The following is a 23,541-nucleotide window of genomic DNA, read 5'->3' as shown; positions in this document are numbered from 1 at the left end:
GGCGCACTCCGCATCGTACTGCGCAATCCAGCGCCGAACGGCCGTCTCACCAAGCTCCATCGACCGGCACACCTCGCTGACCGATAATCCTTGGTCTCGCACCATCCGTACCACTTCCAGCTTGAAGCTGGCGTCAAATTGTCGGCGCCTTCTTGTCATCTATCTTTCTTCCTCGTCGATTCCGGATTGTCCTCCTATCGACCTGTCCGAGGAAATTAGACCACCACACGTCCCTGACCCCTGCTGCCGTTCAGACCCGGGCAATCGCAATGGCGGCTTTCAAGCAGCGCTTGCAGAAGCCGACATCCGAATGTCGGATTCTGCAAGCGGTGCCGAGTGGCCGTAGTTGGCCGGTTGCGCATGTACAGGGGCGCGCCAGAATCCGACCGCGCAAATACATAGCATCGTTTTCGTCGGCCAGTATCTGCCGCGCTAGTACTTGATGTCCCGTTTTTCCTGGCGGCCCTCCTGCTTCGTGTCGCGCTTGTCTTGCCGGCACTGGGCGTTACTCTTCTGGTTTGCAGCCCGGCAGTCGACCTTGCCCCCGCGCGCTTCCTGCTTGGCAGCCTGGTTTGCGTCCCTGCCTTGTTGGCGCTGTTGCGACTGGTTGGTGGCCAGGGCGGCCGCCGATGGCATCAGAAGTCCGGCTGCGGCCAGCATTGCGCACGTCCGCCGCCAAAGTCCATTTCTTGATTCGACCATTTTCACCTCCTCCGTGATGGGTGGACACGGCGATCCGTTGTCGCACAACGCCGCCTTTGAATGCTCGTAGACAACCAGACTGAAGAAGCCTCCTCCGACAAACGAAAGCATCCCCGCCCGCAGCCGATGATGACACGAATGAGTGTCGCCTAGAACAGATTCCCATACGCGAGCCATTCCTCAAAGGATGGCAATGGTTCGCGAGTGGCCGACGAGTTCAAGTCAGTTGCGGCGCGCGTCAAGCGTCTGTTTGGCCATACCTGCGTTTGAGCATCCGCGCGGTCTTCTGCGAAGATGTCGCTTGATGGCTGGCTACTGCCGCTGCGTTCCCTCCAGGCGCGTAGGCAAAGGGAGAGACTGCGCGCCTGGCCAGGATTCACATGACGCCAGCGTTGCCCGGGCGCGGCAATAAGGTTCGATAACGTTCTGCTTATCGCGCCAATGTCACGCGAAGGGGATGCAGGAGGAGTTGGCAATCTTGACGGGGTGGGCGCCTGGAAGACTTCGTCATGGTCCGCTCAGGCCGTCTGGGAATGGACGCGTGCGGATCTTTAAGGACGTTGGGCCTGGACACGCCTAGCTACGTCTGGACATCGCGCGGCTCGTTCCTAAAGGAGCTTCGCTCTAGCACTTGACGGTCACGGCCGTGGATCAGCAAGTCCACCTTTGCGCGCTTAGCCTTCTCTGTACCGGCGGCGATCGCATGGTCCAAGGAAGTGAATCGGTGTTGGCTGCTGGAGCCATCTTCCGATTCAACAGCCCAGCCATCATCGGTAGGCACTACGTGGATGTTCTTGCAAGGCACGGACGTCTCCGGGAATTGGTGGAGCTAGGGTGTCCTGCGCAGGGGCACCACGTCGATATCAGCCGTCCACCGGCAAAAGTTGTGCCCTCGCCCCGAGTATGTTGGCTAAGAGAACTGATTGCCAATCGTTGTCGGTCACGGTGACATTTCATACTGTGATTCGCAGACTAATCCAAACTATTCAGCATGTCAGCGCAAGTTTGTGTGGTGTCGCGCGAAAGCATTACATCGCATAGCCTCTGTGGCTCGGCTGTCCCAATTAGGGGTGATGGTGCTTTCGGTGCTGATTGACACGGTCTCAACAAGATAGCCGTTCTGTATCAACGAGTTGTGCAACGAGCTTTTTGTGGAATAGTCGTTGTATGTATATTGTTGATTTAATAGAGGATTGCTCGCGTCGGCGTATTATTTTGAGCTTGCCCCCGAAAAACGAATCCCTTGCTGAGCGTTTAAACTCAAGCAAGGAGAGTCAAGAAGATGAGCAAGACGAAGCGGGCGCGCTACACGCTCGAATTCAAGTTGGAAGCAGTTCGACTGGTCAAGGCCGGCCAGAGCGTTGCGGCGGCGGCCGCGACGATGGGCGTGCCAGCGCAGTCGATTTCCAACTGGGTGAAGGCTGAGCAGGAAGACAAGCTCGGCGGGGCCGGTACAAAACCGGTAAGTCCGGAGCAGATGGAATTGTCGAGACTTCGTGCCGAAGTGGCGCGCCTGAAGATGGAGCGTGACATCCTAAAAAAGGCGTGCGCGTACTTCGCGAAGGACTCGACGTGAAGTACGCCTTTATCGAACGCAATCGTCGCCACTGGCCGATTTCGGTGCTATGCGAGGTGCTGGAAGTCAGCCCCAGCGGCTTTCATCAGCGGCGGCAACGCGCCGCTCAGGACAAGCCCAAGCGCCGCCGCGTAAGCGACGACGCGCTGCTGGCCCACATCAAGGCGATTCACGCGGAGGTCAAGGGCGAATATGGTTGGCCTCGCATGTGGAAAGAGCTGGTTGCGCGCGGCGTACGCGTGGGAAAGGAGCGTGTGCGCAAGTCATGGGGCTGACGTAGTTCAATGTCGAATGCAGTCGGCGGGCATTGCAGAAGCCGAGCCAGTCGACGATTTCATCCATCGCGGCACGCCGCGTCGCAAAGTGCCGACCGTGCATTCGTGCGACCTTCAGCGAACCCCACAGGCTTTCGGTAGGCGCATTATCCCAGCAATCGCCGCGCCGGCTCATAGACGAACGCATGCCGTACGCCTTGAGCGAGTCCTGGAAGACGAGAAGAATTGGGCTGCCGCTCAGCAAGGGCAAGCGGCCTGATGGCTCGGCTATGGGGTTCGTGAAACAGGGGTCAGGTCAATCAGCCTCGACAGGCTATGACGCCGCACAGGAAAACTGACGGTAGGGTCTCAAGATGAGAGGTGAGCAGCAGTCGGGGACTCACAACCTTGTCCATGCACCCGTAGTGGGGTCCTCCACGAATCTCGGCCAACCGCCGGTATGCCGCATGGCCCCGGGGCGCGGAAACCGGGTGTCCAAACTCTGCCCGAGTTGCTTGGCCATCAGCCTGAAGTCCTTGACGAGGCGGCCCTTTATAAGGGATTCGTGGGTGCCGAGTGACCGCAACACATGCACATGCGCATCCCACATCTCCTGCACCGTCACCAATGTCTCTGCCCCGTTCGGAATCAGTTCCTTCAGCATGTTCGTCTTGACGTTGTGCACGTACCGGATTCGCTGGCCACCGGCCATGATGAACATCTCCCGCGATACGGCTGGGTTCTTTGGCACCACGAAAGCCATGCCAAGGCCTTTCTCGTCGAAAGCCGTCGTCAGATTTGGGTTGTTGCGCCAAAACCGCTGCTCAAGCAGGTGATCGATCTCGAAAATTTTGCCAACATCTGGCACCTTGTTCTTCAGGTTGTTCCGCAGGTTTCGTAGTGTCCCGTAGTCCTCGACACCCCGAGCCACGAGGAAGTCGTAGGCGTCGATGTGTTTCTTGGTCAGTCGCCGCGGCAGCACATCAGCCCTCTCGGCACGATTGATGACTTCCACGAATTCGTCCCCGAGCGCGCGCCTCAGCAACTGTTTCGGAAGTCCGCGATTAGCCTTTTTGGCCCAAGATGCGGGATCGAGTGCAGGTAACTTCTTGCGCAACTTCGGCTGCAGATACCGGTTGTACGCGGCGGCTAGGTCCGCGTCGCGGAATCCGGTGAAGTCCGGTTTGAACACTTTCCTCATTAGTCGCCGCTCGACGGCGACGAGGTAAGCGTCGTTTACGACGTCGGTGAACTTGTCGACCAGCTTCGGCAGCGGGAACGCAATCGGGTCGCGAAGGTGCCGGTCGAACGCACTGAGCAGGTCGTCCCACTGGCGAGGTGGGAGGTGGCCGACTGCCTCTACGTAGCCGGCGTCGGCAATTCGCCTGATCTGGCTCAAGGTTGCGTCCTCGGTCGCCGCCTCCAGCCTTGTTCCTTGGACGATCTTGCGCAGCGAGCGAACACCTGCAGCCGAGACTCCGAGCCCAATTGCCGTCGTGATGCCCATCAGCAAGAGCTCTTCTTCGCTGACGTTGTAGCCGAAAAAAGTCTTACCGGTGGCCGCGGCATAGGCGAGCTGACCAAGGTCGTAGACGACGCCGACGACAGGGATGAAATTGATGGCAAGCTCGAATAAGGCGATCACCCAAGGTTGGCGGTTGCTGGGGATGAGCTCGTCGATGGCGTGGCGACGGAAGCGCAGGTGAGGGAAGTCCGCTTTCCCGAGCGCAGCGCCCTGAGGTGGCACGTCGCTCAACCTCGAGACCTCGCATGCCTCTACGATCAGCGCGTCTTTTTGATCCTCGTGCGCGCGAAGGCGTATCTTGACGTCGCGCGTATGCACAATTCTGATAACTGTGCTCGATGGGTCCACGTCGATGAACTCGTGTTCCTTGAGCTCTTCCATCCACTCTTCCGGACGGACGTCGTAGCAGTACGCCGACGGGTTGCCCGGGTTCGAAAGCGTCACGTCCACCTTGGCGAAGCCATCGATCTGCTGGAACGTGACGGCGTTTTCGCCGGGCGTGACCTGCACAGCCTTCTGCTGCTTTTTCCAGTGTTCAATCGCGTCATCATTGGAAGTAAGTGATAAGAGGAATTTCTCCTGTTCGATTCTCTGAGGCTGGCCGATGATGCTGTACCAGTCCAGTGTTTCGTCGGGATCGCCTAGCAGCCCTTCGTCCTGGCACCGGTGCAGATGGACCTGCGGATAGCGCTTCGGATCCAATGCGTTCCATCCGATGGGGACGTTTTGCTCACGGCCGGGCGGTCCCGTCCGCTGCGTCACTGTCACCCCGCGCGCCACAGCGAGTCGGAGGTGCGCCCACTCAAGCTCGAAGTAGTCCCAAGCGAAGGGCCGCACCCCAATCTGGTGCCACGGCGGGCTATTCAGCGCCAGAATGGTACGGTTGCTGGTCCGCCATTGAAGCGAGGACTCGTACCAAGTAATTGTGGCACTGCCTGTCGAGGGATCCTCCACGACCTCGACTTTTGGCGGCAATGCAAACAGGTAGACCATAGCGACTGCCCTAGCTCTTGGTGATTACGAGTCGTCCGGACGGCCAATGGTTGTCACGCCCATTGTCGGGGCCGATTCGCTCCCACCGCGGGAGATCGGAGTTGTAGAGGAGGATCAGCGACGTTGGCACTCGGACCTCCAACGGGTCGTGACGGCATTGGTGAGACGTCGACCGCAGTGCAGGTGCATGGGATAGGGGATAGATCCATCGTCTCTGGCCAGGTAATAACAGCAGAGCGACTCCCCCGCCTACACCTCTTCGCCGGTCTGTGGATCCCAGGTCGGCAGTTGCGGCTTGGTGACGCTACGCGCCAGCACCAACGGCGTCGGCGCCAAAACCGTCCATTCCTTCGGAGAGTCGGGTGGCCAGGCAATCTCTTCGCCCGGTCCGCCCAGCGAAGTCATCTGCTCATCGATGAATGAGACGTAGTTTGGATCGCCCATCTTCGGGAGCCCGAGCCCGCCATAGACCTCGCCGGTCTCCATGTAATGCTTCACGGCATTCTCGAATCCGGGGCGCACTGAGATCTGCACGCGCGCCGCGCCCGCATTCAAGAAGGCTGCGAAATCAGGATCGGGATGGGTCTGTACGACCGTGCGATCCCATTGCTGGCGGCGGCCCCAAAAATAGGGATACAGAACCCAGACCATATGCTCCCACTCGAACGCTTGCTGCAGGAAGCGAATCTCCGGCTCCGACGTCCGCACTGCGTCTGTGTCCACCGTCGGATGGCTGCTAAGAGAGCCGTCGGCTTGGCTGAAATCGTACTCGCCCATCAAAGCGAAATCGACGGGGGCATTGCGCATGATGTCAATCGCGGATCGTTGCAGCTCAAACCGAACCATTCGCTGGAGTTCCAACCGCGACCCTTCTGGCAATTTTGTGCTCTCCGCTTGCTGGGTGGACGTAAGCTGGATGATCGTCTGCTCGTATTCGAGGCGCAGCTGCTCGTAGCGCGCCGACACTCTCGCGTAGGCTTCGATCGCCCAATCGCGTCGCGCGTCCTCGGTCAGTTCGAGATTGAGGGTAATGGCACCTACGATACTGGTGAAATTGTCTGCGTTGAAGGCGGCCGCAATGGAAGGTCCGGGCTGCGGAGTGACGAACGTGAAATCCTCGGCCGCCTTTCCCTTGTTGTCGGTCAGATTATTGATGATCCAGGTGTTGACAAGATTTCCCGCAATCCAGCCGCCATTAGGTTTGCTATTTGAATCCTCAACTTCCACTGAAAGGACGAAAGAGCCGTCAACAGCGACATATCCTTCCGGTATCTGCAGGTCCTTGTTCTGCGCATGCTTCGCGCTGCCTCCGCTACCGGTGTTGGATATTGCCATTGAGACTTGCTTATGCTCCTCTGGAAAGTCCGGCAGGTCGCTGACCTGATAAGCCCGAATCACCTCTGCCCGCTTGTCCGCGATGTTGGCGAGCGTCAACGACTCGAACAACTCGGCGTCTGGCCGTTGGAGGGGATTGTGCATTTCAACGCGCGACACCGCCATCTGCCAGATGAGGGCGGCAGGCTCCGGAATTAGCAGGTCATAGAGTTCACGCTCGCCGTAGCAGAAAATTTTGGCCCGGCTGACGCGCTCAAGATATTGATATATGCCAGATATGTGGTCCGGCGCAGTGGTATCGCGGGTGAACCCATGGCGGTTCAGCTCAGTTATTTCCTCTTCGATCACCGAGCGGACCTCTCGCGTTACACGCTCCATGGTGCGCTTGACGGCACGCTCCACGGTCTCACGCGAATATTCTTCGGCGATCTTGGCGGCTTCCTCCGTGGAGCGGCTGTACGAAGCGCTGGCGGAGGCGACAACCTTTGTCGGCCCACGGCTGGTGACCTGGATGCTACCCTCGGCCCGTAGGTCTTCCTTGATCACGTCGCTGATCTCACGGCTGAGTTCAGCCCGATCGGTGACTTGCAGGTCGTGAGTTTCCTCTTCCTCCTTGATCACCTGCTCGAACAGCTCGCGCCGCGTCATCAGGCGCTGGGTATGCTCGCGCAAGCGGGTCTCGCCCACCAGGATATTCTCAAGATATGCGATTTCCGATTGCCTGTAGCCGGTGGTTGTCTGCCGCACGACCAGTAGGTCGCTACGCCCGGCCGGCTCCAGATAGCTTGGCAACTGCGCCGCGTTGGCCATCACCATCGGCAATTCCACTAGCATATCGATCGATGTGCCCAAACGTGTCAACCGGTCGCGCAGGTTGGCCGGTAGTGCCGCCGTCAGGTGTTCTGCAAGCGCGCGCCGATAAATCGTCGTGCGCCGTTCGAACTCGGAGAGGTCGACAAGCACCGGATACCCGCCGATGTACGTCCGGGTGATGCCCGCGCGTCGCGGCGGATGCCAGGATCGCTCGGTACCCGCCGGCCGCGGTCCCATAGCCGCGCTGTCCAGGACACGCGTAAGTCGTGCAAGTACGGCCGAATCACGGATGCCTTCGGCCCGCAGCGCTTCGGTCAGCGCCGATGCGCGCGCCCCGCGTTCCAGGTTTGCGATCTCGTCTTCCAAGCGACGCAGTATCTCTCGCCCGCTGGCCGTCTCAAACGATACAGCCGGGAAACGCGGGCCAGGCCGGCCTCCGCCCGATCCTCCACCGCCCGGGGCCGGTGGCTGTCTCGGCGCCTCGGTCGGACGCGCGACGAACACGCGCGGCACGACGAATGGCGCCGTCAACCACGTGACTAACTGCTCGCGGTTGGCCGGTGCGTTCGACTGTGTGGTGGCGGCGACTGCGAGGCGGTAGAGACCTGCAACGATGTCCAGAGGCCTCGTACGATGCAGGGCTGCATACTTGAAGATGAGGAGGAGGTCATTGAGCAACGCGGTCGTGCCCCCGCGCTCCAGTTCCGCCGACCAAGCAGCCACAGTCGGTCCGCCCGGCGCCGCCGCGGCAAGGAAGCTCTTCAGATTCGCCTGGTCATGCGGCCACTGGCCCGAGTCCGCCTTGGCGAGCGCTTCGAGCCCGGGCAGCAGCAATCGGACGCCCGGCACACTGAGCCACGCATCCGACCGGCCGTTGAGATAGGCTGCGACCGGCGTGTTCCACAGCAGGTTAGCCGCCTCCTTCGGATCGAGCGCAGGGCGGCTGCCATCTTCGGAGAGTTTGATTTCCTTGGCGATATTCTCCGGAAGCGTGACAGTCACATGAACGAGCCCGACCCCACGTTCGGCATCGGGCGGCCTTTTGGTGGTCAGCGAGAGTAGCGCGGTCCCCTGATAGTCCATGTGATGCCTCCGCAGGTGTATGAGGTGCCGCCTGTCCTCCGCTTCCTCAGCAGAAATGGACACACTTGGCGCCCTCCACGGTCTTTGACAAGCTTCACTTATGTCAACATGAGCTGCTTGTGGCTGCAGATGCTTCGTCAACCGACTCCCGATCCAAGCGCTCAGATTGTGGAATTCCGCAATGTCATTGCTGCCGCCATCAGGGTAACAAGGGTAGTGTGGTAGCAGCCAAGGAAGTCCCGGTGTGCGGCTGTGTCGCCTTCAGCGAAAAGGAAGCTACCTGCGCCGTCGGGTCCCGGCACGGCTCCATCCTCGCGCTGGACAGCAAGCGCGCTATGCAGTCCCTGAGTACTCGCGGGATCATGGCTGGCTTGTAAACAGGCAGCAACCATGGCCAGTTCCGCCGCAAGGTCATTATCGTTGGCGTCAACAAAAGCACGTGTCCAGTATGGGAGCCAAGCGCGCAGGTAATCTGTCACACAAACATCTTCCAGCTCGCGTGCCCCAAAGTCAGTTAGGTAGAACACCTCGTGCGTAATCGCGTAGGCCACCTCCCCGGAGACCACCCATGGTTCGGGCCGTGTTGCTATATAGAGCCCACCCTCTTGGCCTGGCCACTTCGTCAGGCCAAGTTGCCACAAGTTATAGCGCATCGCCAAGCGTGACCAAGGTTGCAGGGGAAGCGCTGCCTCGATGTCCGCGCGCGCAAGTAAGCGTAGTACGCGGTCTAGCGCTGGGTCTCGGAAACCGAGCTGGCGCAACGAAGCATAGAGTGCACAACAAGGCAGGAAATCATGCCGCGCCAGCAGAAGTGCCACCAGTTTGCGGCCATGTTCGCATTGTTGCCAAATCCAGCTGGCCGTCGCATCGAGGACGGGCAGTTCAAGACCGCATCGCTTCAGCATCCAGACTGTCAGCGCAAGTTCGGTGAGTGGCTTCAATTGTGCCACGTGGTGTTTGTCAAACCGCTGGCTGGTGACTGTGCGCACCGCGAAATGCTGCAGGTTCTCATTGAGCCAGGCCATCCCCAACAACAGGCCGCGCCGGGCGATCCCGGCGGTTCCTGGGCTCAGCCGCGGTGTCAAGGCTTGTCCCTCAGACATTTCAGCACACGGTGTTCATGCTGCAGGTCGTCGGTGTCCGAAAGGCGAGCGAGCGTTCGCAACATTGTGCGGCTTTGGGAAACGAGCCTATCACGCACGGTTTCGAGATGAGGCGGCGCGGGCAAAGCCGCCACCACGGTCTGCCAGCGCAGCAATTCCACCAGGGACAGCATCCTGGCTGCATCTGCCAGCGCATACATGGCCGCGCATGGTTCGGCAGTGGGCGTGTAACCTCGGGCTGATAGGCGAGCCAAAAGCCAGCTGCCGAGTATCAGCGACGAGTCCGCGAGGAAGCGGCGCGGTGCTTCGCAGCAGGGGCGAAGCACCGCTGCAATGGCATCGGTGCTACGGCCCGGCGGCAAGCCAGCGAGGAAGGCCTTGGTCTCATGCGTGTTGGCGCCACCAAGAATCAGGCTATCAGCTGCGGCCTGAGTAGCAACGTCGACAGCCTCGTCGGAACGTGGCATTTGCATCCCGTTTCATCCGTTTTGTAGCGGTCCAGCTGACGGCAATGCCTCCAGCTTGACGCAGTGCAGACAAAAGTCGCAGGCGGTTGCTGCCAGTACGCCCTGAGTGCCCAGTCTTACGCCAAGTTTCCGGATACTCTCAAACTCCGCTGGGGTGAGGTATTGGCTTGCCGGGCCAGGCTTGTTGGTTTCGTCACGGGCGGAGTGCGGTCCTTCGGTTGCCACTAGAGCGGGGCGCTGGCTGAACAGCTTGCGAACGACCACTTCCTGCTCGGGCGTCATGCTGACCGATGCCAGGTCGAAGGTCAGCATGGCGGATCCAGCGCCGCCTAGCGTTACCACATGCGTGGTGCGGGTCTGCAGGTGGGAAGTGAGGGTATTGGCATCCATGGAAAGCTCCTTTCCAAAGTGCTGGTGATGCGATCAGAGTCGACTTGCTTACGGCCACGCGCTGCCGTGCGCCCATATTCGGCCGAACATCAATCCGAGCCTGCCAGGCTACAGCCCGCCTTTCTTCTCCAGTCGGATCACGTAGCGGGTCAGTGCCTCGAGAGTAACCCTTAAGTAGGCGCGGGCGAAGCCCAACATTTCTTCAATGGATACCGCGACGGGCGTACAAGTTGACATGCCGCTTCGTGTGAAGGGTTCGCGGGTGAACGGATCCGTTAGGTCGAACACGGTCTGGGCCGCGTTGCTGATGAACTGTAGGTGCTGCAGATTGTCGGTCGACGTGGTGCTGGACAGCGGGTCCACTCGAAGGACTGTTGCCACTTGTCGCCGGAGGTCGGCACTGTGGTGCGTGTCCATAAGGCTCCCCCTGAATGACTCTTGATTCTTTGATTGTGGATTTAGGTTAGGTGAAGAGAGTCTGTCTGACATTAATATTTGTGCAGATGAGATTGAAAAAATAGCGCAGTGCGGACGGTCGCGGATTAAAGGCGATAGTGGCGGAAATGCGCACGCAGAGCCAATTTCGGTTGAAGGATCAAGAGCCGCTTCTCTGTAAGCCGAAGATCGGCATGGAGCCATGCGAGCACATTCGCTGCGCGAATTGATTCAAATTTGTTACATATTAAAATTGACTAAATACAGATTTAAAAAGATTTGAAGGCTAGCGTCAAGATACTCCTACCTCTCTGATCGCTGGCCGTCTATTTTTATTTTCAATCCCGACGCCAAAATCGTGGATTCACATCTGGTATGCGATCTTTAAGGCATAACCGTGCCATGCGCCCTTTTGCTGGTCTGCGCAGAAAGCGATGGTAACCTGAAGTTTCGATCTCCGACTGCGGGAGGCAGCATGTCTGATTATGTAGAGGTAACCCAGGTCGATGTGAACGCCCTCGCGGAAAAACTTAACGAATTAGGCGCGAAGCTCGACGAAAAGGAAGCGACGGTTCTGTTGGGAATCCTGTCACTGGCGGAGAAGTCCCTGAGCACGCAGACGGTGCCGGATCCCGCCGGCAGTCAACCTGACCAAGCCAAAAAAAGGAAGTTGACGCTAGAGCGCGAAACCATTCGCAATCTCAATGTCTGGGAACGGCTGCTGGCCCCTCGAAGCGAGAGTCTGTGGACTTGCCCCGGACTGCCGGATCCGGGCGCTGACGTCATCAATCCCGCCAAATCATAGTTGGAGGAGCCTGCTCCGCTGTCTGGGCATCTGAGCGCACGGAAACGATATCATCGTGGTTTAGCGGCGTGACCGGCGATCAGAGCCATGGAACTCAATCCTGTTCCTCGCATTGCCGCTTGCAGCTTCAGGCCTGCGCGCCTGGCGCGTGCGCCTTGTGTCGTGACCGGCAACGTGGACGCCTGGCCGGCATTGCAGCGGTGGCAGCCCGCATACCTGAAGACCGCCGTTGGGGCGCGCAAGGTGGCTGTGCGCGAGATAAGCGGGGCGCCCCGAAACGTCTACCAGAACATGCTGGCTGGGGGCAAGATCCTGTTTTCCGACTATCTTGACTGGGTTGTCGAGATCGCCGGCGCGGAGGATATCCGCGCCATCGCGGCCGCCGGCGCGGACACGGCGCAGCTAACCCGGGCCATCGGGGCTTGCGGGTTCGAAAGCACCTATTATCTTGACGTGAGCCTAGGCGCGTTGTCGCCACTGCTGCTTGCCGACACCGCCGTACCGCCGTGGTTTGCTCTGCCCCCGGTGGACACCATCTTCTGGTGCGGCATACTGGGAACCTCCTCCGGCCTGCACGCAGATATCAAGCCGAACTGCAATGTGCAGGTATTTGGCAACAAGACCTTCACTATGTTTGCGCCGTCGCAAGCACGTTGGCTATACCCCGTGCCGCGCATGACCCATTGCCGCTTCGATCCCAACGTGCCAGATTTCGAGCGGTTTCCCCTGGCGCGCCGGGCGGTTGGTTGGCAATGCACTCTGCACGCCGGGGAATCTCTCTATATCCCAGTTGGCTGGTATCACCAGGTGACGGTGGCCTCGCCGTGGGCCATCAATGTCAATTTCTTCTGGCCACGACCGTTCCCCCAAGGGCTGGCAACTCCGCAGCTGTGGGGCCAACTGGTGCAACGGGGCTGGGGTAGCCTGTGGCGGGCTTACGCCGACCTGCGTCGCCTGGCTCCTAAAGAGCAACAGCCTGCTTTAACGGGCAAGGACAAAGAGTAGTGGCGATGGCACTAATAAAGGATGAGTTGGCGGACACGGGATTCTTCCTGATGCGCACGCCTGCGCTGCCGTGGGAGGTGCTGCTGAACTGGTGTGCAGATCTGGCCCGGCCGGCTGGGGCAGCGCTGTTGCGAGCGCGCTTACGCGAAATTGTCGAGCGCCCACAAGTGCGTGAGGCAATCGAGCTGGCTTCCCCTGGATTCTCTCGACGCATGGCCCCCTGGTTGAACGGGTGCGAGAACAAGGATGCTCTCGCAATCGAGCGGGTAGCTGTGCGCTACCTGCAGCGTTTGGCCAGCCGCGCGACGCCGTTCGGCCTATTCGCCGGCTGGGCCTCGGGTCCGATCGGTGACGTCACCCGTCTCACGGTCGCACCCCGGGCTGATCATCGTCGCCACATCCGTCTAGATGCCGGTTACCTGCAAGAAGTGTCACGATCATTGGCAAAAGACGCTTGCGTCCGGCGCCACCTGCACTATCGCGCAGAGCAGACCCTATACCAGGCCGGCGACCGGTTACGCTACCACGAGATGCGCCTCTGCACTCCGCAGCCGACCTATCACTTGGTGGAAGTAAAGGACAGTCACTACTTACGATGGGTGCTGGCGGCAGCTGCAGGGGAGGATGGCGCCACTTTGAGCGCGATCGCCGAGCAGTTGACGGTGCCATTGCCGGACCTTGAGGAAGCCGACGGGCTCGCATTTCTAGAGGAACTGATCGACGTAGGTCTGCTTCGCCCCGTGTTGCCTCCTTTTGCGACAGGCCCCGAGCCGGGCAGGGCGACTGTGGCATGGCTGCGCAATGTGGCTACCAGTCATTCGCCCCCCTCTGTCCTCAGCACAATATTCGCTGCGACGGACCAGATAGCGTGCCCTGGGGAGTACCCCGAACCGGAGTCGACGGCCCTGCTGCAAGCACTTGCCGAAAGCGATTGCGCCGGACACAAGTTCTATGTCGATCTGGAGAAGCCCGCGGCGTCGCTCTCCTTGAGCCAGCACATGGCCAACGAGATAGCCCGCGGGGCAGAGCTACTGTGCAAGCTGGCAGCGCAGCGCGAGCCAGACGTGCTGGACGAATTCGCGCGGCGCTTTGAGAGCCGCTTCGGCCAGCGTGAAGTGCCCCTATTGCAAGCGTTGGACGAAGAAGACGGCATCGGCTTCGAAGCGAATTCATACATTGGCGCAAGTCCCTCATCCTTGCTGGACGGTTTGCCATCCACTCGCGAGCCTACCAAGCGCGTATGGCATGGCGGCGATCAACGTCTGCTGCAGCGTCTTGCGCAAGCGCTCATGCATCAATCGGCACAGGTTGAGCTTGACCACGTTGATATTGAGGCGCTTGTCGAAGATACACCGTGGACTGCTCCCCATGGCAGCACGGCAATTGTCTCGATTGCCGCGGCAGATGCGCCAGCGATGGCCCGGGGCGACTACCAGATCTACCTTCAGAAGGTGATTGGCGGCTCAAGCGCCACCCTGCTGGGCCGCTTTTGCCATGCGTCACCGGAACTCACTGCGCTGGTGCGTGGCGCCCTTCGGCAGGAGGAGGCCAGCGACCCGGATGCGATTCATGCGGAAATCGCCTATTTGCCGCCGGGCAAGGCTGCCAATGTGGTCTGTCGGCCAATACTGCGCGCCTACGAAATTTCGCTATGCGCGTCATCCGGGGCTCCGCCTTCGCAACAAATCGCCGTCAGTGACCTGCTTGTGTCCCTGTGCGAGGGCAAGGTGGTTCTACGCTCCGCCGCAATGGAGCGCCGCGTCGTGCCACATTTGGGATGCGCACACGCCCACCAGCGCGGAGGTCCCATACTGTATCGCTTCCTCGCCAGCCTGGCCGCCGGCGGGCATGCCGCCGAGTCCAGATTCTCTTGGGGGACATTGTCCAGCGCCCCCTTTCTTCCGCGGCTGGTGTCCGGTCGGTTCGTATTGTCGCTTGCGCGCTGGCAGCTCAGTGGCAAAGAACTGGCGGCGATCCACTTGCTTTCCGAGCACGATCGGATGACAGCGATCGAGGCGCTAAGGGAGAAGCATCGGCTGCCTCGATTCGTGTGGCTTCCGGAAAACGACAAGACGCTGTTAGTCGACTTCGACAATGCGCTGTCAGTCGACAGCTTCCTGGCCACGGCCAGGCGACGCATCTCGGTCGCCGTAACCGAAGTCTTCCCGTTGCCCGATCAGCTGTTGGCGAACGGCGAGGAAGGCAGCTTTCATCATGAACTGGTCGTGCCATTGGTTCGCGCTCGCCGCGTCCGTGAAACATTGCGGCCAGCCCGCGCCATGCCGTCCGGCCAAGACAGCAGGCCGGGAGAAGACTGGCTCTATTTTCGTCTGTACGCCGGCCCGTCCACACTAGACCGCTTGTTGACCGAGTGCGTGGGCCCCTTGGCCGCAGCGCTGCGGGCAGAAGGGGTCATCGATACCTGGTTCTTCATACGCTACGCGGATCCGGAATGGCATTTACGATGGCGCATGCATGGCGACGCATCGATCCTATGGCGGCACGTGGTGCCCCGGGTATTCTCTGCATTGGCGCCGTGGCGCAACAGCCTTTACAAGCACGCCATAGACACATACGCGCCCGAGATGGAGCGCTACGGCGGCTTTCAAGCGATGGAGCTTGCGCATGCAATCTTCGAAAGCGACAGCGTGGCTGCAATTTCGATTATTGCCCGGTATCGCGCAGACAATGAAGCGAGATGGCGTGCCGCCTTGCTCGGCATGCACACCTTGCTCGATGATTTTTGTCTGGGCATGGATGAGCGCCGACGGGTCATGACCGCCTGCCGAAGTCTCCTTCTGAAAGGCCGCGCGCACCAAGAGACATTGGTGGCTCTGGCAGCCAAATACCGCGAAGTGAAGAGTGTCGTGGGAAGCTTGCTCTCCACGCAAACGCATGACTGCGGCGAAGCCGATCTCGCCATCCGGACCCGCTCCGCGAGCATCGCACCCACAATCAACAAACTAGTTGCCCTGGATGCTGATGGGCTGCTTGGATGTAGCCGCGTAGCGCTTGTCCAGAGCTATCTGCACATGTGGGCAAACCGAATTTTTCGGGATTGTGCGAACACCTATGAGCTGGCCCTGTACGACCTGCTCGCGCGACACTATGCGGGCGAGATGGCACGGCGCCAGGCTGGCGACAACTGACGCGTCACGTGTAGCGGTGGAACTGAATCGCCTTGAAAAAACAGGCTCATCTGATAAGCTTTTAACGGCGGCAAATCGCACTTTGCTAGTCAACCAAGCGGAGTGTCACACATGGCTTTTAGAGCGAAGCGCGTAAGGATCCAAATTCCTTGTGGAATCTCCGGCTCGATTCTAAACCCCGGCGACCCGCTTGATATCGCCGCGGGCTGTGATGCAGGGTGCAGCGACTCACCGCAATCTGCTGTCTGCCCGCCGCCTCCCCCGATTCGTCCGCAAGGCGCTCCGCCCTGTGGGATGCCGAGCAATTTCTTCGGACTCAATCCATGGGATGAGGTCATCAACCCGACCGAGCAGGCGCTTCTGTCGCCCGAAGATCTTCCCTTGTTCAAGGAAGAGCTTGAATTAAAGATGAAGTTGCTGGAGCTTGCGGATGACGCCACCACTTTGGCGAAGAAACGAGTCCAATCAAAATTGGCAGACGTTGAGCGCGTCGAAAAGGAACTGAAAAAGAAGGGCAAGAACAACTAACGGTGCGGATCGGCGAAAGCAGAGAGATATGGACGGTCGCCTGCTTGAAACTTCCATATTTCGATCGAATCCGGACTACCGGTTGGTGCTGGTCGATCGGCTCAGCGAGCAAGAGCGACGCCAACTTCAGGAAGCCGATTGCTCGGAAGACCTGTATGGCGCTCTCGTGCCGCAAGGTGGCAGCGCGCAAGGCTGGCGCGCAGTATCTTGTGAAACTGCTCTGCTCTTCGTGGCGCTTGTCGAAGCCGGTCCGCTACCACGCTATGTGCTGCGTCGCCTCGGTCACGACCTTGAGTCCACCATAAAGAGGCTTCTGCTGGATGGAGTCCTGCAGATATTGCTCAACGATGATTTCATCAGTGGTCCGCAGGTGGCGGGACTTTCCGGATCGCTGCCTGGTTGGTCGAGCCGCGGTTGCAACTTCGATCTTTCCGTGTCCGCGCTTCGGTATGGCCAGGAGTTGAACTGCCTTCCCGAAACCGAACTTGCGCATCGCTTGTACTCCTATGGCCGGAAGCCGGTGTCTCCCAAACTTCAACGGCGTCTCACTGGTCCTGCGGCAGTAGCCCGCTTCCTCGGAATCGCTGAGGACGGTATCCTGGTTCGCTCGCTCCATCGTCATTGGACGCATGTGCCGGTATCGCAAGGTGCTCGGGAATTCTGGTGGCAGTGGCTTTCCACATCCGAGCCGCCGCGCGGGACCGCACAGAGGGCCAGCTTCAAGCTCTATTTGAGTCCTGTTGTAAATGACATGCCTGAAGCGTTGGAGACTCTCATCGGCGCACTGGCTCATGCACATGGGGTCACGGGATTCAAGGTTGGCGTCGGACTTTGGGGGATTTCCCGGCCGGACAAGACCTTAGTCTATTTCACTCATTTAGATGATCTCTATCAATTTGCCGACCTTCTTCGGACGAGACTTGCCGGCTGCGCGCCGCACGGTGTTCCATTTAGCGCCGCGGCTTCGGAGAACGGTCTCCTCTCCTGGGGAGCCGATCCGCCGCGTGGCGCCGTCAAAGGCGAGCGAACGACAAGCTGGCGAATGTGGGTGACTTGGCGCCTTGCCGAATATCTTGTCTCAGCCAGAACCGCCGCGCTGAACACGATGGAGCCTTGGCAATATGCGCTCGAACGTCTGAGCTTGGCGGAGATCGATACCGACACATGGATTCCGTCCGACGGGATGTGGCCGGCGGCATTGGAAAGGGCATGAACGCGACCACAACGCTTCTTCTCCCAGAGGATGTGATTGTGGCGCCGGTCGCCAACCTTCCTTCATATCTTCGACGTGGCGTTGCACATGAGCCCGACGACTTCATTGTGACGCGAGCCGCCGCCGGGGCTGAATCCTTTGTTGTCGATGAAGACACCGCAGCGCTATTAGCGCACTTCCGTTCTCCGACGACTGTGGTGGATGCCATCGCCAACTTCTGTGCAAGGAACGAATTGGATCCGATGCGCACGCTGGAAGATGCGTTCGCCGTGCTAGCGGACCTGGTTGCCGCAATGATGCTCGTCCCCGCTGAAGCGCATTTAGCGCTGCCCATTCGGCGCATTCACATCGAATGGCAGACCTATCGTTACTACGAAATCTACAGAAGACTGTTCAGCGAGGAGGACTGCCAATCGATCGTTTCCCTGCACAATGAATACAGCATGGTGGCAAGCAGAATAAATTATCAGTCGGGTGATCCCGTCAGAGACTGCCACCTGTTTTGGATCCCGAGAAGCGCAAGCACTGAATGGATTTTTTCTCGGCTATGGGCGGCAGCACAGCGCTTCAACGAGGCATATCAATTCGAGCTACTGCCAGAAATGGGGATGGCGCAGCTCACTCGTTATACACCAGGGCAGCAGTACAACTGGCATATGGATCTCGGCGCCAAGGATGCGAGCGTTCGCAAGATCTCGATGGTTCTGCAACTTAGTGCAAACAAAGACATGAAGGGCGGTGGCACCGAGATATTTTACGGTGATGCGATCGACAACCAGTTGCATGCCGACATAGGAGATGTCGTCGTGTTTCCGTCATTCGTCATGCATCGAGCAGCGATGATTACCAGCGGTGTTCGCTGGACGCTCGTTATCTGGCTGACTGGCCCGGGGCCTCTCCGGTAGCCAACGATGGCGCCCGCTTCGACCAATGCTCGCTGTCAAAGAATGGCATACAGGCGAACTCCGGTGCGGCTAGATCCGCAACGAGCAGCGCAATGCCGAGGTCGCCATGGAAGAGACTATTCAGCCGATTCGATGTCAAGCCGGGACTCGCGGCGGCACGTTCCGCCATTACCCTGGCGCGAGCCAGCCACACCGATTCCCCAGTAGACCCATGGAGCCGCAACAACGCATAGGCTCGTCCGGCCAATCCACAGCACAAATCGCCTGGGGCATCGGACGATCCATCGTAGGAATGCCAGGCAGCCATGCGGGCAAGACGCTCAAATTGGAAGTCGGAGCCGAGCAGTTCATACGCCGTCGTCCAAAGATGGACGTACCCTGCGGCACCATTACACCAACTGGCTGAGAGTACTCCAGTAGTGGCCGTATGTTGGATCTTTCGTGGCCACAGCATGCTGCGGCCTGAAGGTTGTCCGAGCGCCGCAAGTTGCTGCAGTCGTTCGACCAGGCGCGGCGGCACGGCTGCGCCGGACGCCTCACACCATCGCATGGTGGCAAAAAGGTACCCACACCATCCATGAGCCGCGCCCAACGTCGCCTGCGACACTCGCTCCAACGGAGGGTAAGCATCCAGTTGTACCCAGATGCCATGCAGCAGTCTCTGCCCCAATGCGAGTAAAGCATCGCACTCGAAATGTTGGGGCGCTATGTCCAAAAGCATCGCACAACCAATCAACAATCCCGACCGACCAAACGCAACGTCGAGCTGATCGCATAGTGCGCAAGCGGCGGCGTAAGCTTCCAGCGCGTGCTGCTGTGCGACATCATCGCCGCGCGCATGAGCAATGAGGGCCTGCACGCAATGAATGCCGCAGGCGTGATGGAACAAGGAGCTCTGCCCGAGGACTTCCGGGACAATGCCACGTTCGGCATTCCAAAAGGTAGCGTCGCTCGAGATTGCGGACGCCGCGCGGGTCAGCCACTGGTCGGCGGCGGCGAGTAAGGTCTCGTCGTCCCTGCTACGCGCGATTCTGAGCAAGAAATAGGCGATCCCAGCGGCGCCATAAGTGATCGATCCCGTGGGCGCTTCCAACCCGTCGCGGTACAAGCGCTCTGGTACGCGGAGACGGCTTAGCACATTGTCCAGCACTAGCTGAGACTGCACGTCCGTGCTGTGGCTGACGGAATATGTCGCCCCTACGAGCTGTCTTCGCGGCGAAGCCTGCAGGAACGATTGCAGCATTTCGTCTAAGGACGAGAAACGGTCGGCCGGGTCTTTTTCCAACGCACGGTTGAGGCAGCCTTCCAGGCAGAAGAACCTGTCGGCGCGGTGATGAGAGAAAGGCTGTGGTGGCTCGTTGACCACCTGGCTTAGCATGGCATCTTGCTGCAGCGAAAATGAATGCGTGTGGGCGCCGGTAAAAAGAAAGTAAAGCAATGCTCCAATCGAGTATTGCTCCGAGGCGAGGGAGGCAAGCGGAACCTCTACCGATGCAAGATTCGCGCGGGCGATTTCAGGTGCAAGGAATAGATCGATACCACCGTGCAAGCCCATTGTGCCGGCGGCCGGCATGACCGCAAGGCCAAAATCGAGGACAGTAATCTTGTCGCTTTCGTCAACAACGATATTGCGAGGGTGAACGTCGCCATGCAATACGCCTTGTGAATGAAGTTGCGCATACGATCGAAGGACGTGCTCGGCAAGCTTCAGTAGTGTGTCGCTGCGTTCCGGTTCAGGTAATGCATGGGCCTCCGCCACAGCACGGTACAAATCTACCCCAGAATGCCATGTCGTCACGATGAACGAGCGCCCATCAAGTCGGCCGGCCGCCAGCAGGCGAGGGCTAACCTTCCCATCCAGGCATGACAGGACATTGGCTTCATTATGAATGGTGGCGGTGGTAGTCCGCCTGATGTTGGCTCCCACGATCTTGAGCGCAACAGCAGTTCCGTCAGCGGAACGTCCACGGTAGACCTCGGTGTCATCAAGAAGATGGATGGCCTCGAGAATCTCGACGTCTCCTACAAATTCACCGACGGACAATGACGATGCAATGGGCTGAGCCAGAATCGACTCGGCCGGTACTAGCACCCTTGCGGCGACCAACTCGCTCAGCATAGCGAACGCGGCGACAAGCGTGCGCATCGGATCCAGTTCGTTGGCATGACAATAGGCCAGGATTGCATCCACGACCGTCGACGGCGAACGGAAGTGCGTCAATAGCGCAGCAGTCTGTGCATCGACGATGATTGATCCCGAGCGGGTACGCGCGCGCGTCACATAGAAGTCGCCAGAATCATTGGAAACACGACGCCCCAACTCTGAGGGAAGATTAGCGACTGGAGCTAACGCTACATCTTCGGGGAGAAGGAGTCTGGTGGTCGCGTTCATTGCCTGGCCTCCGAGCTTTCCGCATGTGGTCCGCGCCCGCAGAGAGACTTGGTTCGCAGCATCCACGTATATTAGACTGCCATCAAAGGCAGCTCCGATTCTTCTGTAGAAGCAGCCATCCCGCTCGCTGCCATTCCATCACCACCCCGTCCGACGGCCGCCTGGTCAGCCGGCCGCGGCACCAGATCGCTTCGAAGTTTGCGGTAGCGGTAAGTTGCCGATTCAAAATAATTGAATTGACTTGGTACGGCGGAAGAAGCCTAGCCGGTGGCTCAGGAAGGCCGACATCGGCGGTGCCGCCTGCCGTCGGCAGTCGACGCACAGGTGTTCAGCTCCGAATCCCCAATGAATAGTTTCATGGCTCGCATGGCCAGCACGAACCTTCGCGCAGGAGAGGCTGAAGCGAGAACTGTGTTTCGATCAACGAGCCTGGGTTTAGCGGCAGTTCGTCCCGCTACAGCGTATGCCCGCCCCCGCTAACCCAGGCGCTGAAGCTCAGGACTTTCTCGTCAGGCTGCACTTCATCGATCCCATGTCCACCCGGTAATTCTGCATCACTTCGGACAGGCGCTCATGTAACTGTCTGGCATCCAGATCAAGCCTGATATGTGCTGGCGCTTCCATCTCAGTCATATGCTGCCCGGGCTTTGTCTCGGGGTACATCGGAGGCGAACCTTCGGGATAAGCAACCATGGAAACGATGTTCCCGCTGCTGTCATGAATAACCGTCAATCGCATGGAAATCCCCTAAGCCGTTGTCACGGTCAGATACAAAGAAACATAGTCAATGGTCTCCTGTCCGTCGTTGGCGAACGTGGCATACGCGTTTGTTTCCACAAAGCTGATGTCCCCTGTGCCGCTAATGACGTTCTCGATCGACATGTCGCTGATCCAAGCCGCATACCTAGCTCTGCGGTTGCCACCAGGGTGAGCCGTCACATTAATCGTGGAACCCTTGAATACATCGCTGGGGCCCCAGACCACGTTACACGCGGCGCCGGGAGCCAAGCCTCCGGCAGGCGTAACGTAGTAGGGTCCGAAATGGTTGATCGTCGCCATATTTGGATTTCTCCTTCTTTCAACGTGAATGACCATCGACTCACAGCGAAGGGTAGCGCCTGCCGAGCTTCAATAGAGGTACCAACCAACGGTTGATGAGGCCCTTTCCAGACGGAACCAATTCTGGCTTGGCGGCCCGGGGGGCAGGCGCCAGGGGCATGTGGATGCAATAGACGTGAGCGGTTGGGCGCTTTGGCGTGAATTGCGTCCCAGTCGTAGAGCTCGACTTACCTCCGGGGACGGTACGCAATACCGCAAGCGCGGTAGATGCCGTCTCCTGGGCTGGCCTAAGACCTGACCTGTAGATATGCATGACGTCATCGCAGGCGCCCCCTCGCATTGCCTCATTTTGTTGCGCGGAAGGCCGACCGCGGACTGTCCGGCAATGCATGGATCGTAGAAGATCGCCTTCAATGAGCAATTGCATGAAACTTAATACTGACCTGCACTGAATTTGCAGCAGTCGTGCATGGATCCATGCACGGCAGTGCTTCCTTTCCAATTACGCTGCATTGGCACAAGCCGCCGGACTCGACCCCGAGGCGATGCTGCGCGAAGTCGGAATCGATCCGGCCCTCCTCAAGAATCCGGACGTCAAGGTATCTTCCGAGGCCGTCTGCCTGCTGCTGGAGCACTCGGCCCAGCGATCGGGCTGGGAGGATTTCGGCATACGGCTGGCCGAATCCAGGCCGTTTCTCGTGCTGGGGCCGCTGGCTTTTCTGGTGCGGGAACAGCGCAACGTGCGTGCGTCGTTGCAGGTGCTCTCCAACTACATCCATTTGCACAGCGAAGCCCTTCAGCTCTGGCTGGAAGAGGACGCACTGCAGGCGTGCTTGTGTTTTGAGTACCTGGGGCGCAGATCGCCTGCGCGCCAAGCGCTGGATCAGTCGATCACCATGGGGTATCGTTTTCTCAAACAAGCGCTGCCCGAAAGTTGGGTGCCTATTCGCGTGTGCTTCATGCATGAGGCTCCTCAGGATCTGCGGGCTATCCGGCGCGTGTTCACGACCAAGACAAGCTTCAAGGATGCGATCAACGGCATAGTCCTCAAGCGTGCGGATCTGGAACTTCCTCTGTCAACCAGTTCCCACCTCGAGCGCTATGCCCATGACTACGTGCAATCATTGAGCGCGGACATTCCGTTATCAACCACGGCCCAAGTGCGCCGCCTGATCCTGACGGCGTTGGGAACTGGCCATTGTTCCCAGAGCCTCATTGCCGCGCAGTTAGGCATCAATGTGAGAACCATCCGCCGGCACCTGGATAGCGAGGCCACTTCGTTCAATACCCTGATGCGCGAAGTCCGGCGCGAACTCGCTCAGCGCTACCTGGCTGGCCCGCCGCGCTCGCGCAACGAACTGGCAATGCTGCTGGGCTTCAGCGCTCCCCAGTCTTTCACGCGCTGGTTCCGCGACGGGTTCGGGGTGCCTGTTGCGGGCTGGATGCAGAACGATGCTGATTTTGGGTATTTGTCGAGCGGAAAGTTACAGCATTGCCGGGGCTGGTCCGGGTACATAGCCTGCACCGCTCCGCTACGCCAACAAACCCGCGCAGATGGAAGCGCGCACGCGCTGATCGCTGAACTCAAGAGCTTTTGAGAATGTCAACACCCGGGATGGAGTCCGCTGCAGCGCTTTCAGCAGCCATTTGCTCCTGGATGCGCCATATGTCCTGTTCATAGCTGCGCGCTGCGATCAGAAAGCCCAGCGCCGCCAGCAGTGAGAAAGCGGGCATGACCGCCATCGCGGTGGGCAGAGACAAGGCGTCGGACAGGAGAGCGCGCCAAAACGGGGGCTGACGTCCGGACCG

General features: G+C 59.3%; 20 protein-coding genes and 2 pseudogenes. 8 read left to right on the top strand and 14 right to left on the bottom strand.

Translation table 11 applies throughout. The annotated features are described in order from the left end of the window. The 3 genes from E1J61_RS25800 to E1J61_RS25790 all read right to left on the bottom strand — a co-directional run. On the bottom strand, window positions 1-159 hold a 159-nt coding region (locus E1J61_RS25800), incomplete at its 3' end, for a transposase (RefSeq protein WP_165971542.1). 273 nt (window positions 160-432) lie between these two features. Beyond that, window positions 433-702, bottom strand: coding sequence for a hypothetical protein (locus E1J61_RS25795; protein WP_133096788.1), 270 nt, complete (start codon window positions 700-702; stop codon window positions 433-435). A 580-nt stretch (window positions 703-1,282) separates the two neighbouring features. After that, on the bottom strand, window positions 1,283-1,483 hold the full coding sequence (locus tag E1J61_RS25790; protein ID WP_368671153.1) for a DUF2188 domain-containing protein: 201 nt from the start codon (window positions 1,481-1,483) through the stop codon (window positions 1,283-1,285). Window positions 1,484-1,984: 501 nt separating this feature from the next. Between E1J61_RS25790 and E1J61_RS25785 the strand changes: the two are divergent. Further along, a pseudogene (locus E1J61_RS25785) lies at window positions 1,985-2,541 on the top strand (transposase); the annotation flags it as partial. On the opposite strand, the pseudogene E1J61_RS25780 reads toward E1J61_RS25785, so the two are convergent. The 7 genes and pseudogenes from E1J61_RS25780 to E1J61_RS25750 all read right to left on the bottom strand — a co-directional run. Further along, window positions 2,459-2,767: pseudogene (locus E1J61_RS25780) on the bottom strand (integrase core domain-containing protein); the annotation flags it as partial. The pseudogenes E1J61_RS25785 and E1J61_RS25780 sit on opposite strands and share 83 nt — an antisense overlap. Before the next feature lie 165 nt (window positions 2,768-2,932). Further along, window positions 2,933-5,050 (bottom strand): hypothetical protein, encoded by a 2,118-nt coding sequence (locus E1J61_RS25775; RefSeq protein ID WP_133096786.1) that lies wholly within the window; start codon window positions 5,048-5,050, stop codon window positions 2,933-2,935. A gap of 249 nt (window positions 5,051-5,299) precedes the next feature. Beyond that, on the bottom strand, window positions 5,300-8,281 hold the full coding sequence (locus E1J61_RS25770) for a hypothetical protein (RefSeq protein ID WP_133096785.1): 2,982 nt from the start codon (window positions 8,279-8,281) through the stop codon (window positions 5,300-5,302). Window positions 8,282-8,442: 161 nt separating this feature from the next. Next, window positions 8,443-9,366: a hypothetical protein gene (locus E1J61_RS25765; RefSeq protein ID WP_133096784.1), complete on the bottom strand. Its 924-nt coding sequence runs from the start codon at window positions 9,364-9,366 to the stop codon at window positions 8,443-8,445. Next, a complete protein-coding gene (locus E1J61_RS25760) occupies window positions 9,363-9,851 on the bottom strand; it encodes a hypothetical protein (RefSeq protein ID WP_133096783.1) in 489 nt (162 codons plus the stop codon). The genes E1J61_RS25765 and E1J61_RS25760 overlap by 4 nt, the downstream gene beginning before the upstream one ends. A 12-nt stretch (window positions 9,852-9,863) precedes the next feature. Then, on the bottom strand, window positions 9,864-10,241 hold the full coding sequence (locus tag E1J61_RS25755; RefSeq protein ID WP_133096782.1) for a hypothetical protein: 378 nt from the start codon (window positions 10,239-10,241) through the stop codon (window positions 9,864-9,866). A gap of 108 nt (window positions 10,242-10,349) precedes the next feature. Beyond that, entirely contained in the window at window positions 10,350-10,604 is a 255-nt protein-coding gene (locus E1J61_RS25750) for a hypothetical protein (RefSeq protein ID WP_133096781.1), read from the bottom strand. 547 nt (window positions 10,605-11,151) lie between these two features. On the opposite strand from E1J61_RS25750, the gene E1J61_RS25745 reads away from it, so the two are divergent. The 6 genes from E1J61_RS25745 to E1J61_RS25720 all read left to right on the top strand — a co-directional run bounded on the left by E1J61_RS25745 (window position 11,152) and on the right by E1J61_RS25720 (window position 18,281). Continuing rightward, window positions 11,152-11,481 carry a hypothetical protein gene (locus E1J61_RS25745; protein ID WP_133096780.1) on the top strand — a complete coding sequence of 110 codons (330 nt, stop codon included), beginning with the start codon at window positions 11,152-11,154 and terminating at the stop codon, window positions 11,479-11,481. Window positions 11,482-11,568: 87 nt separating this feature from the next. Continuing rightward, a complete protein-coding gene (locus tag E1J61_RS25740) occupies window positions 11,569-12,486 on the top strand; it encodes a cupin-like domain-containing protein (RefSeq protein WP_133096779.1) in 918 nt (305 codons plus the stop codon). Window positions 12,487-12,491: 5 nt separating this feature from the next. Continuing rightward, window positions 12,492-15,635 (top strand): lantibiotic dehydratase, encoded by a 3,144-nt coding sequence (locus E1J61_RS25735; RefSeq protein ID WP_243736976.1) that lies wholly within the window; start codon window positions 12,492-12,494, stop codon window positions 15,633-15,635. Window positions 15,636-15,746: 111 nt separating this feature from the next. Further along, on the top strand, window positions 15,747-16,163 hold the full coding sequence (locus E1J61_RS25730; RefSeq protein ID WP_133096777.1) for a hypothetical protein: 417 nt from the start codon (window positions 15,747-15,749) through the stop codon (window positions 16,161-16,163). A 28-nt stretch (window positions 16,164-16,191) separates the two neighbouring features. After that, the gene (locus E1J61_RS25725; RefSeq protein WP_133096776.1) at window positions 16,192-17,376 is read left to right on the top strand and encodes a hypothetical protein; all 1,185 of its coding nucleotides are present in this window, start codon (window positions 16,192-16,194) and stop codon (window positions 17,374-17,376) included. Beyond that, window positions 17,373-18,281 (top strand): 2OG-Fe(II) oxygenase, encoded by a 909-nt coding sequence (locus E1J61_RS25720; protein WP_165971541.1) that lies wholly within the window; start codon window positions 17,373-17,375, stop codon window positions 18,279-18,281. The genes E1J61_RS25725 and E1J61_RS25720 overlap by 4 nt, the downstream gene beginning before the upstream one ends. Here E1J61_RS25720 and E1J61_RS25715 read toward each other — a convergent pair. The 3 genes from E1J61_RS25715 to E1J61_RS25705 form a co-directional block, all read right to left on the bottom strand. Continuing rightward, window positions 18,247-20,673 carry a lanthionine synthetase LanC family protein gene (locus E1J61_RS25715; protein WP_133096774.1) on the bottom strand — a complete coding sequence of 809 codons (2,427 nt, stop codon included), beginning with the start codon at window positions 20,671-20,673 and terminating at the stop codon, window positions 18,247-18,249. The two genes, E1J61_RS25720 and E1J61_RS25715, sit on opposite strands and share 35 nt — an antisense overlap. Before the next feature lie 495 nt (window positions 20,674-21,168). Further along, window positions 21,169-21,411 carry a hypothetical protein gene (locus E1J61_RS25710; protein WP_133096773.1) on the bottom strand — a complete coding sequence of 81 codons (243 nt, stop codon included), beginning with the start codon at window positions 21,409-21,411 and terminating at the stop codon, window positions 21,169-21,171. Window positions 21,412-21,420: 9 nt separating this feature from the next. Further along, window positions 21,421-21,732 carry a hypothetical protein gene (locus tag E1J61_RS25705; RefSeq protein WP_133096772.1) on the bottom strand — a complete coding sequence of 104 codons (312 nt, stop codon included), beginning with the start codon at window positions 21,730-21,732 and terminating at the stop codon, window positions 21,421-21,423. 512 nt (window positions 21,733-22,244) lie between these two features. Between E1J61_RS25705 and E1J61_RS25700 the strand changes: the two genes are divergently transcribed. Next, a complete protein-coding gene (locus tag E1J61_RS25700; protein WP_133096771.1) occupies window positions 22,245-23,330 on the top strand; it encodes an AraC family transcriptional regulator in 1,086 nt (361 codons plus the stop codon). On the opposite strand, the gene E1J61_RS37510 is transcribed toward E1J61_RS25700, so the two are convergent. Beyond that, window positions 23,317-23,466 (bottom strand): hypothetical protein, encoded by a 150-nt coding sequence (locus E1J61_RS37510; RefSeq protein ID WP_165971540.1) that lies wholly within the window; start codon window positions 23,464-23,466, stop codon window positions 23,317-23,319. The genes E1J61_RS25700 and E1J61_RS37510 overlap by 14 nt on opposite strands. Window positions 23,467-23,541: the final 75 nt, after the last annotated feature.

The organism is Cupriavidus sp. L7L, from assembly GCF_004353535.1.
Classification (GTDB): domain Bacteria; phylum Pseudomonadota; class Gammaproteobacteria; order Burkholderiales; family Burkholderiaceae; genus Cupriavidus; species Cupriavidus oxalaticus_A.
Note: the sequence above shows the minus strand (reverse complement) of the source record. Positions and strands in the feature narration are given on the sequence as shown.